This is a genomic window from Pseudomonas sp. 31-12, assembly GCF_003151075.1.
Taxonomy (GTDB): domain Bacteria; phylum Pseudomonadota; class Gammaproteobacteria; order Pseudomonadales; family Pseudomonadaceae; genus Aquipseudomonas.
This window is the reverse complement of record NZ_CP029482.1, coordinates 1059424-1069314: the sequence shown is the minus strand read 5'-3', so window position 1 is coordinate 1069314 and position 9891 is coordinate 1059424. Positions and strand designations below refer to the sequence as shown.

The following is a 9891-nucleotide window of genomic DNA, read 5'->3' as shown; positions in this document are numbered from 1 at the left end:
ACACTCCTTCAAAAAAAAACCGAACTCCAGCATGCGGCTATAGTCATTTAGCTAAGCCCTGTGAACGGGCTTATAACCACCTCGGCCAGCAGCCTACTTCACCGGCAGCACCGAGCCCTCATGCGCAAGGAGATACCCATGAAGCACTCTGCAATTGCTGGATTGTTCATCACCGCCGCACTGTTGGCCTCGCCGGTGTTTGCGGCAGATAAAGACCTTTGCAAACAAAACATGAGCCAAATTCAGCAGGTACTGGACTCTGATCCCGCCACATCAGAAAACGCCAAGGACAACGTACAAGCCGACTTGGACAAAGCAAAAGCAGCCCAAGCCGCAGGGGACGACAAGGGGTGCGTTGGAATCACTAGCGGTTTGCTTGAGAAAATTCAAACGCGCAACCCAACCAACAAGTAATCCCGTGTGACCAGGCCAACCTTCGGGTTGGCCTTATCCACTGCGGTGGCGTACACAGCGCAGGCTTGTTGCTTACTTTTCAATCACCGAGCAACAGGCTCGGAGCCGTTCAGGATTCGACGCCGGTTTAAGCGGCTAAAATTTACACAACTCGCCCCAAAACAAACCCGCCAAGTGCGGGTTTGTTGCATCGGAGGATTGGTCATGTGTGAACCGCCCGCGTCGCTGAGAAAAAAACTCGACATCAAGCCAAAACCCGTGGAAGGCGCTAATCCCGTAGGAGCGAGCGGTGCAGCGATCCGATTTGTCCTTGATGAGGCACACCAGCGATACAGAAGCAATTGCCCCCCATTTTTAGTGCCACTGCCCCTATCGACTATCAAACAGTCTTTTCATAGCCTTTCTGAAAAAACCGAATTTCTGCGCGGCGTCGTAGTCTTTTAGGTAAGCCCTCATCAATCGTGGCTTACTTTTCGGACTCGCCCGAGCCGCCCGCTCATACGGCAGCACCGAGACCATCAGTACAAGGAGATATCCATGAAACGTACCGCACTCGCTGGTTTGTTCATCTCTGCTGCAATGTTGGCCTCTCCCGTATTTGCAGCGGACAACGACCTTTGTACGAGCAAACTGCAGGAGCTCGAAGCCAAAGTGAATGCGCTACCAGCGACCTCCACCAACGCACCGGAGATCAAAAGACTGCTGGCCAGCGCCAAAACTTCAAAAGCCGCCGGAGACGACAAAAAATGCGCCACCGAGGCCATCCAGGCATTGGCGCTGACAAACTGAGCAACAAACCCAACCCGTAACCACTCGCGGCCAACCTTCGGGTTGGCCTTCTCACGCGTGTTGGCGTACACTGCGCAGGCTTGTTGCTCACTTTGATTCACCGAGCAACAGGCTCGGGGCCGTTTAGGATTCGACGCCGGTTGCGAAACTTTAGGTGCATGCCGAGTTGGTAACAGAACTCGTAAATCCACTGTTGCAACTTTCTATAGTTGCCAATGACGAAACCTACGGGGAATACGCTCTCGCTGCGTAAGCAGCCTTAGCCCTTCCCTCCTGGTACCTTCGGGTCCAGCAATCATCAGGGGATGTCTGTAAACCCAAAGTGATTGTCATATAGAACAGAATCGCCGTGCAGTACGTTGTGGACGAAGCGGCTAAAACTTACACAACTCGCCCAAAGCACCCTGCCCTTCGGGTCGCTGAGGGTTAACTTAATAGAAACGGCTACGCATGTAGTACCGACAGCGGAGTACTGGCGGACGGGGGTTCAAATCCCCCCGGCTCCACCAAATACGAAGCAAGACAAAACCCGCCAAGTGCGGGTTTTGTTGCATCTGGGGGTTGGTGATTTGTGGTTAAACACAACCAGACCTATGCTGGCGATCTACCCGCAAGGATGCCGCCATGAAATTCAAAGCACTGGTTGTCGCGTTTACCCTGTTCCTGGCGTCCGGTTGTGCGCATTACAACGACCGCACCACTGACACCAACAAAAACGGGCGGATTGCCTGTGATGCCGAGCCCAGGAATCAGGCCGGCTGTTATACGAAGCAGTCGAAGGGCTGGAGTTGGGGTGGGTTGAAGTTTGGGGTTGGGGCTTCGAACTAGGTTCTGGTCTTGTAAGAAGCGCCGGGATTGAAGGGGTTCTTTTAAACAACAAATCTCGCCCTGATCCTACAGACGCCATGATTTCCGGGGAGGTTTCCGACAAGTCCCGGCGGTTGTCGGGTAGGAAGCTGAGTAGATAGTCTTTGGCGGTCGCTGCACATCAGCGATCGGGTGTGGAAACCCGAAGATAAACAAACATGCCCCCATGGCATACTGTGGCGCTTTTTTCGGCCGCAGGTTCAAGTTATGGCGGCTGTGCGTGGGAGGCCTTCGGGTCTGCCGGGTTTTGTCCGTTTATCTCGGTTTTTCCACCCCGCGCACAGTTGCCACCTATTCGAGTGGAATCGGAAGAGTGGCAGCTCCAATGACTTAAAAGGACGATTGCCATGATCAAAGAAACACCAAACCCGCCCGCCCCGGACGACGTTTCCCCCTACGAATCCCTCGACTCCAAAAAACTCCACGACGCCGCCGACCGCGCGCTCGATCATTACCTCAACCCCTCCGCCCTGAAATCCCCTGTTTCCCGCAAACCGAGCACGATGTTTCTCGTTGCCCCAGATATCAAGGACGAAGACCTGCTCGCCCATACCTGTGAATCATTGGCCCAAGCCAGTGTGATGGCGGGTGATTTTGCGGGGTATCTGGAAGGGCCGCATCGGCATACGGCGATGGCGATCCAGCAGATTGTGATGCTGGCGGAACTGGCGGTGAATCGGATGCTGGATAACGTCGTCGTGCCGAAATCTGCGCCACGCAGTTGATTCCTTGTGGGAGCGGGCTTGCCCGCGATGACGGTGTGTCATTCGACATATTTATCGGCTGATCTACAGCTATCGCGGGCAAGCCCGCTCCCACAGTGGATTTTTGTCGCACACAGATTTTGTTTTCGCTGGAGATCACCTGTGGGAGTGAGCCTGCCCGCAATGGCGGTGTGTCAGTCGACATATTTATCGGCTGACCTACAGCTATCGCGGGCAAGCCCGCTCCCACATTGGTCAGGGGTATGGCGGGGATTTCTTCAGCGCATTCAAAGCACTTTCAAATCCACCGACACATGCCCCCGCGTCATCCGCGAATACGGGCAGAGCTGATGCGCCGCGTCAGCCAGTTCTCGTTTCACGCCCTCCTCCAATCCAGGAAAGTTGACGTTTAACCTGACCGCCAGCTGAAAGTCCCCGCTGGCGGTTTTACCCAGGTCCACTTCGGCATCCACCGACGTGTCTTCCGGTAATTTGATTTTCATCTTGCCCGCCGCCACCTGTATGGCGCCGATGAAGCAGGCGGAATAGCCCAGCGCAAACAGTTGCTCCGGATTGGTGCCGGGTTTGCCCGAGCCGGGGGAGCTGAATTTGACGTCCAGTTCGCCGTCGCTGGATTTGCCGGTGCCGGTGCGGCCGCCGACGGTGTGGGTTTTGGCGGTGTAGAGAACGGTTTCCAGTGCTGCACTCATGACAGTGACTCCTGATCAGGATTGAACAACCGCGAGGTCATTTCGAGGCCTCGCCCAAGGTGCCGGTGTAGTGCGCCAGGCGTTTTTCGACGTCGGCTTTTTTCTGCAGGCCAAGCTCCATCAGTTGGGTGATGCGTTGCTGCGCTGCCGGGCGTTTGACCGAGCCGATGAAACCCTCCCATTCGGCGGCGATGGCTTCGTTGGGTGGCAGGCTGGCGGCGTCGACCAGACGTTTGATGTCGGTGATCGACTGCTTGTCGAACCGGGCGATACGCCGGGCCATGGTGTCGACGAATTTATCGAGTTCGGCGTCGGGCAGCGCGCGATTGACGTAGCCGTAACGCTCGGCGAGTTCGCCATTGATGTCGTTGCCGGTGAGCAGCACTTCCAGCGCGCGCCCGCGGCCCATCAGCCGTGGCAGGCGCGCCATCGGGCCGCCGCCCGGCACCAGGGCGGCGCCGATTTCCCATTGCGAGAGGATGGCTTTTTCGCGGCTGGCGAAGCGCATGTCGCTGGCCAGTGCCAACTCGCTGCCAACGCCAGTGGCACGACCGCGGATCGACACGATCGAGACCACCGGCGCCTTGCTCAAACGAACCAGCATGTCAGGCAATGGCGGCAGGCCGGTCGGGCCGTTGGGCAGGCTGGTGGTGTCGGTCAGCGGCGGGACGAAGTCGTAGTGAGTGAGGAAGAAGTCCGGGACGTCGCTGTCGAAGACCACGACCACCACTTTCGGATCGGTCTCGATGGCCGTGACGACCTCATTCAACTGCGGCATGGTCTCGGGGCCGTAGATGTTGTACGGCGGATTGTGGAAGGTGACGCGCCAATACTCGGGGGTGATGCGGGTGAGCTTGATCTGCTGTTTTACCGCGTTGGCGGGTTGTGTCTTGTCGGGTTGTGAAGCGGATGTGGACGCTGCTTCACCGGCGAGAGACAAGCCGGTGGCCGCCATGCTGGCGACAATGATCGCTGCGTTGAATAGCTGCAGTCTCATGGGAAAACCTCCAGTAGAAAAACATGGGTTCCCGCGTACAACGTTCTACAGTCTGAAGCAGTTTTTGAGCATGCCGGAATGGACCGACTGAACAAGCCTAGCAGCGTAAATTCGACTCACAAGTGACGTCAGTCGGACAAAAAAAGGCACTGGCGATCATCGCCAGTGCCTTTTTTGTCTGACCGTAACGTCAGCGAGACAACATGAACGTGTCGTACTCCAGATCTTCCAGCGCCGTCGAAAGCCTGTGTAAACCCAGCAATACACAAATCAGCAACGACAGCGTAAACCCGTACCCGAAGAAGCTTGGCCCCAGGTACATGCTGAACAGCGTCAGCATCGCGTTCAACACCGCGAACAGCACGCACAGCTCCAGCACCACGGTGCGTTTGTCGAGGTAGAAGAACACGTTGAGCAACGCCATGAACACCACTTGAATGCTCACACCGATCAGGTCGATGTAGAACAGCGGCAGGTAATAACTGGAGATGCCCAGCCATTCCAGCAGGCGCGGTGCGAACAGGAACAACAGCACCGCCGTCAGCCCCTGGACCTTGCAGATTTCCAGCAGACCTTGGCGGATCGACAAGGTCATTTCGGTTTTCAATTGCCCGATGTGTTGCAGGGTTTCGCCTTCGCGGATCGCCCGGAACAAGCGGTCGTACCACTCCGCAAAATCAGTCTCGATGCGCACCAGGAACACCGCCATGCCGGGGATGATCGCCAGGTACGCGAGGAAGATCGGCAAGTCGTAAAGGATCGAGGCGCGCAGCGGGCCGACGATTTCGTTGGAGGTGCCGGGGTTGAACCAGAACATGAATTTGTCGATCCAGATCCCCAGGTTGTAGAAGAAGCCGGTGGCCAGCAGGCTGAGAAAAACGTTGCGCCGGTCGAGGAAATCGAAGGCGATCAGTTTCTCGGCGCGGTACTCGCGCAGGATGTCGTAGAGGAACAGGAACAGCAGCGTGCTGTGCCCGATCAACAGCGCCAGCAGCAAGCCCGGCATCTGCAAAAAGCTCAGCAGGTAGGCGCTCGCGACCATCAGCGTGTAACCCACCAGCATCACCAGCAGGATGCGGTTATAGGCCTTCATCCCCGAGAGGAAGATGATCACCAGCCACAAGTTGCACAGCACCACGAAGTTCGCCAATACCAACACGCGGTAAATCAGCGGTTCGTCGAATAACAAGCCCAGCACGACAATGCCCAGCAGTCCGGCGCCGAGGGTGACCAGCAACAACACGCCCAACAGGTTGGGCAGGATCTGATCGTACTTGTGCTCGAACAAGCGGTCGGAGACGAAGCGTGTGAAGAACAACTGCAAGCCACCCGTCAGGATCAACGAGGTGGCCATCAGGTACGTCACCGTCACCAGGAACTGCCCGACCAGCATGTTCGGCAGCAGCAGGCCGATGCTGATGATGCCCACCAGCATCACACTGATGATCGACAACACCCACGGCCCGGAGCTGATCAGTCCGGCGTAGACGTAGGCGTGCAAGGTCGCCGTGTAGGAATCGCGCGAAAGGATTTTTCGCAGTTCAAAGCCAATACCGGCCATTTAGCTGTTCTCCATGGCGGCTTGATACAGGTCGCGGTAACGCTGCAACATCAAGGCTTCGGTGTAATAACGATTGACCCGCAACAAGCCGCTGGCCTGGGCGGCCTGCCAGCGTCGCGGGCTGCGCAACAGTTCAAGGATCGCGGCGCACGTGGCTTGTGGATCGGCAATCGCCACCACTTTGCCGGCGTGCCCGAGGTCGCGGTCATCAGAGCTGCCGCCTTCGATCAACTCGCGGCATGACCCCACGTCGCTGCTGACCACCGGTGTACCGGCGGCCCAGGCTTCGAGGATCACCAGCGGCTGCGCTTCACTGATCGAGGTCAGCACCATCAGGCCGAGTTTCGGCAGGATGTCCTGAATGCGCTGGAAGCCGAGGAAATGCACCTTGCCCTCCAGGCCCAGACTGGCCATCAGGCTGCGGCATTCGCTGACGTATTCCGGGTCTTCCTCTTCCGGGCCGACGATCCAGCCTTCGGCTTGCGGCATGGCGCTGATCACGCCGCGCATGGCCCGCAGAAAGGTTTTCACGTCCTTGATCGGCACCACACGGCCGATCAAACCGACCACAGGCGCAATGCCGTGGGCGCGGGATTCCAGCGCTGCGGTCCACACCGGCAAGTCGATGCCGTTCGGAATGACTTGGGTGCGGGCCGCGAGGGCGCCATCCTTGATCTGGCGCTGACGGTTGCCGTCGTAGAGCGCGATGATGTTGTCGGCGCTGTTGTACGTCAGCTGGCCGATGCGTTCGAAGAAACGCACCCACAACGTGCGGATGTAACCCGAGCCGGCGTCGAGGCTGCGGTTCAGCGCCTGGCCGGAACTCTCGGCGATCCAGCTGGCCTGGGCCAGGTCGATCTTGCGTTCCTTGGTGTAGATTCCGTGCTCACTGAGCAGATAAGTGCAGTTCCAGCGCTGCTTGAGGATGCAGCCGAGGAAGCCCGCATACCCGGTGGAAATCGAATGCAGCACCCGCGCCTTCGGCATCCGTTGCGCGGCTTCGGCGAGCATCAGCAACGGCGACTGCATCGCACGCAGGGTCCAGAAATAATTGACGAAAGAAGGGTCGGCGCAATGCTGGCGATAGCCTTCGCTCAACGACTCCCAACTGGCGCGGCTGCGCAGCACGTCGTCGAGGGTCATGCGACCCTGGGCGATGCAGTCAAGCAAGCGCTCGCCCAGTGCCGGGTCTGGCGCGTCCGGGTGATGCAGGAAGCGATACAAATCCTGCAACTGCTGTTCATCAGCCTCGCGGGGCTCCACTAGCCTGTCGGTCGGATGGGTCGCATCTTCAAGGAAGACTTCTTCGATGTGCAGCACGTTCGCCGGCACTTCGTAGCGCCGAGACGGATAGGCCTGACGCTGGCCACCGATGAACATCACCGAAAAGGTCAGTTCCGGCAGGCCGAGGATCATCTGGTGAATCCAGCTGGAAACGCCCCCGCGCACGTAAGGCCAGGTGCCTTCGAGCAGCAGACAGATGTCGGCAACCGGTGCCTGTTCCTTGTGACTCATGTCCAGCTCCTGACCAATGCGGCGAACGGCGGCCGCTGACGGGTTTCCTCGGGAAGGCGTGCGAGCAGTCCGGGAATTTCGTGGTAACGACCGGCCTCAAACGCCAGCTCGGCGCGAAACGGCAGCACCTGCGCGGCGCCCATGCCGTTTTCTTGCGCCTGACTCAGCAGCACTTCGGCACGCTCGACGTCACCACGCTCCAGAGCGATGCGCCCGGCCAGCAAGAACAGTTCACCGCCCTCGCCCGCTTTCAGACCTTGCTCGGCATGTTCGCTGGCCTGAGTGAGCACGTGATCGAGCACACTGCCTTGCGCCAGGCCCAGATACGCCAGCTCCCAATACCAGCGCGCCAGCCTGCCGTGCAGCGCACCTGCCGCTTTGGCAGTGGCACCGGCCAGTTCGCCGAGCGCGATCTGGATGTGCAGGTTGATGTCGCTTTCCTGCTTGTCGAGCATCGAATACGCCAGCAGGCGCACATCGTCACTCGGGTCACCGAGGGCCAGTTTGAGGATCGGCACCGCTTCTTTGCCGGGCATGCGGCGCGTCGCCAACAGGGCGGCCAGACGCTGATCCGGATCCGGCGCATGGCGCAACACGTCCTGCAAACCGCCATCGGCGAAGATCGGCGAGTGCAGTTGCAACTGCGCCCGGAACGGCAGTTTCGGAATGCCCACCGCTTGCCACGCTTGCTTGTCGCGTTTGCGCGGCAGGTACAGCGCCGGGAAGATCGCCGCCACCACGCCGACCGCGCCGAGCACCGGCACGAAGAACGCCAGACTGAAGATAAACAGCGGGCTCCACGGCAGCGGCGAACGGTAGCGCGCCGGCAGCAACAGCCACACGGCCGCGCACAACATCACGCACGCCAAGCCATGGCTGAGGGTGAACACCAGCAATTGTTGTAACTCAGGCGCCGCGAGCCACAAGCTGGCCCAACTGCCCGCCTCTAACAACAAGGCTCCGCTAAACAGCCACTTGCTGATCATTCAGGCCACACTCGTTGAACAGGAAATTACGCAGCCCGTTGCGTTCACAGCCAGGCTCCAGGTTGAACGGCAACACGCGCACGCCGAGGCTGTCGAGGCTGCTTTCAATGCCAAAGTGTTCGTGCAGCATCAGGTTCATCCGCGCCAGATAACCTTCGGTGCCTTGCGGACTGGTCAACGGCAACAGCACCAGCAACAGCTGATGGTCGCGGTTGTTGCGCAGCGGCAATTGCAGGTCGAGGCCACGCTGGCTGCGTTCGAACAGACGCGACAGCTCATCGTTGGGACGGGTCATTTCAAAGGCGAAAAGGCCGGCCGCCAGTTTGTGCTGCTCGACATCCACCAGTGAACGCTTGAGTTGCAGGGTGAACTGCTGCGCATCGGCGTCGGCCAGTTGCAGCACTTGCGGGTCGCGGCGCAGCAGGTCGGCGATGTGCCCGGCGAGCAACGCCAACAGGCTCAGCGTGCGATCCTGAAACGCGAAGAACGGCATCTGCCGCACCGCCAGGATCGCCAGCAAACGCCCTTCGGCATCGATCAACGGAATACAGGCCTGCAACGACGAGAACTGCGCCGAGCTGCCGGCATCAATCAGTTCCTGACGCACGCTGACCAGTTCACCGCGCTCCAGGCACAGCTTGACCAGACCGTCTTCGGTGCCCAAAGGCCCCATGACGCCGATGGTCGCCAAGGCTTCGGGCAACACGTTTTCTTCGCGCTCATCGACGCGATACAGACCGGCCACACGCAACGCGCCGTACTGACCCAGCATGGCCACGATCGGATCGGCCAACACGGCCAGTGCATCACCTTCATCCGGCATCACCCGCAGCTTGTCGCGCAAACCCAGCAACGAACTGCGCAGGCTCTGATCGCTGCCCGCCACGCGCTGCTCCAGCAGGTCGTGGGAGACCCGCAGAATCTGGTGCGCGCGGGTGAATTCGTCGAGTCGATACTGGCGGTAATCGTTGGCCATCTGCAGACGCTGCAAGCGCCGTTCCCACAGATCGCGAACCTCGCCCACCAGCATGCCGCTGACCAGTACGCCGACAATAAACGACGGATCAAGCTGCGCGTAGGCTTCATGCCCGATATAGCGCAGCGCAAACAGTGCCGCCACCAACAGGCTGGCGCTGAGCAGGCCACGCACAAAACCATAACGCACACCCAACAGCAGCGGCGCCAGCACCGGCCAAGGGAAACCGGCGTGCATTTGCAACGGGTCTTGCGGGGTCAGCCACAAGCCCAGGCCGATCGCCGCGCCGGTGACCAACAGCGTTTCCAGCCAAGACACCGGGCCGCTGGCACGCGGCGCGAGGGTGTAATCCATGTGAGGAGAATTCATTGC

At 59.3% G+C, this 9891-nt stretch carries 10 protein-coding genes and 1 other RNA gene; 5 read left to right on the top strand and 6 right to left on the bottom strand.

Annotated features, from left to right (window positions below):
* The first annotated feature begins 138 nt into the window (after positions 1-138).
* From DJ564_RS04845 to DJ564_RS04825, 5 genes are all read left to right on the top strand, one after another.
* Positions 139-414: a hypothetical protein gene (locus DJ564_RS04845; protein ID WP_109627891.1), complete on the top strand. Its 276-nt coding sequence runs from the start codon at positions 139-141 to the stop codon at positions 412-414.
* A gap of 537 nt (positions 415-951) precedes the next feature.
* On the top strand, positions 952-1203 hold the full coding sequence (locus tag DJ564_RS04840) for a hypothetical protein (RefSeq protein WP_056741045.1): 252 nt from the start codon (positions 952-954) through the stop codon (positions 1201-1203).
* A gap of 115 nt (positions 1204-1318) precedes the next feature.
* Positions 1319-1712, top strand: a transfer-messenger RNA (tmRNA) gene (gene ssrA / locus DJ564_RS04835).
* A gap of 115 nt (positions 1713-1827) precedes the next feature.
* Complete coding sequence (locus DJ564_RS04830) at positions 1828-2031, top strand: hypothetical protein (RefSeq protein ID WP_109627890.1); 204 nt, start codon at positions 1828-1830, stop codon at positions 2029-2031.
* Positions 2032-2417: 386 nt separating this feature from the next.
* Complete coding sequence (locus tag DJ564_RS04825; RefSeq protein WP_109627889.1) at positions 2418-2795, top strand: DUF6124 family protein; 378 nt, start codon at positions 2418-2420, stop codon at positions 2793-2795.
* Between the two features lie 266 nt (positions 2796-3061).
* On the opposite strand, the gene DJ564_RS04820 is transcribed toward DJ564_RS04825, so the two are convergent.
* From DJ564_RS04820 to DJ564_RS04795, 6 genes are all read right to left on the bottom strand, one after another.
* The gene (locus DJ564_RS04820) at positions 3062-3484 is read right to left on the bottom strand and encodes an organic hydroperoxide resistance protein (protein ID WP_094469208.1); all 423 of its coding nucleotides are present in this window, start codon (positions 3482-3484) and stop codon (positions 3062-3064) included.
* 37 nt (positions 3485-3521) lie between these two features.
* Positions 3522-4481 (bottom strand): enoyl-CoA hydratase/isomerase family protein, encoded by a 960-nt coding sequence (locus tag DJ564_RS04815; RefSeq protein ID WP_178082283.1) that lies wholly within the window; start codon positions 4479-4481, stop codon positions 3522-3524.
* Between the two features lie 190 nt (positions 4482-4671).
* Positions 4672-6042: an exopolysaccharide Pel transporter PelG gene (pelG, locus tag DJ564_RS04810; RefSeq protein ID WP_109627888.1), complete on the bottom strand. Its 1371-nt coding sequence runs from the start codon at positions 6040-6042 to the stop codon at positions 4672-4674.
* Entirely contained in the window at positions 6043-7557 is a 1515-nt protein-coding gene (pelF, locus tag DJ564_RS04805; protein ID WP_109627887.1) for a GT4 family glycosyltransferase PelF, read from the bottom strand.
* Entirely contained in the window at positions 7554-8543 is a 990-nt protein-coding gene (locus tag DJ564_RS04800) for a HEAT repeat domain-containing protein (protein WP_109627886.1), read from the bottom strand. The genes pelF and DJ564_RS04800 overlap by 4 nt, the downstream gene beginning before the upstream one ends.
* Complete coding sequence (locus tag DJ564_RS04795; RefSeq protein ID WP_109627885.1) at positions 8521-9888, bottom strand: PelD GGDEF domain-containing protein; 1368 nt, start codon at positions 9886-9888, stop codon at positions 8521-8523. Before DJ564_RS04795 ends, DJ564_RS04800 begins: the two co-directional genes overlap by 23 nt.
* Positions 9889-9891: the final 3 nt, after the last annotated feature.

Excerpts from the sequence above, each read along its gene's own strand:
- DJ564_RS04845 (WP_109627891.1), top strand. The coding sequence starts at position 139 with ATGAAGCACTCTGCAATTGCTGGATTGTTCATCACCGCCGCACTGTTG.
- DJ564_RS04840 (WP_056741045.1), top strand. The coding sequence starts at position 952 with ATGAAACGTACCGCACTCGCTGGTTTGTTCATCTCTGCTGCAATGTTG.
- DJ564_RS04830 (WP_109627890.1), top strand. The coding sequence starts at position 1,828 with ATGAAATTCAAAGCACTGGTTGTCGCGTTTACCCTGTTCCTGGCGTCC.
- DJ564_RS04825 (WP_109627889.1), top strand. The coding sequence starts at position 2,418 with ATGATCAAAGAAACACCAAACCCGCCCGCCCCGGACGACGTTTCCCCC.
- DJ564_RS04820 (WP_094469208.1), bottom strand. The coding sequence starts at position 3,484 with ATGAGTGCAGCACTGGAAACCGTTCTCTACACCGCCAAAACCCACACC.
- DJ564_RS04815 (WP_178082283.1), bottom strand. The coding sequence starts at position 4,481 with ATGAGACTGCAGCTATTCAACGCAGCGATCATTGTCGCCAGCATGGCG.
- pelG (WP_109627888.1), bottom strand. The coding sequence starts at position 6,042 with ATGGCCGGTATTGGCTTTGAACTGCGAAAAATCCTTTCGCGCGATTCC.
- pelF (WP_109627887.1), bottom strand. The coding sequence starts at position 7,557 with ATGAGTCACAAGGAACAGGCACCGGTTGCCGACATCTGTCTGCTGCTC.
- DJ564_RS04800 (WP_109627886.1), bottom strand. The coding sequence starts at position 8,543 with ATGATCAGCAAGTGGCTGTTTAGCGGAGCCTTGTTGTTAGAGGCGGGC.
- DJ564_RS04795 (WP_109627885.1), bottom strand. The coding sequence starts at position 9,888 with ATGAATTCTCCTCACATGGATTACACCCTCGCGCCGCGTGCCAGCGGC.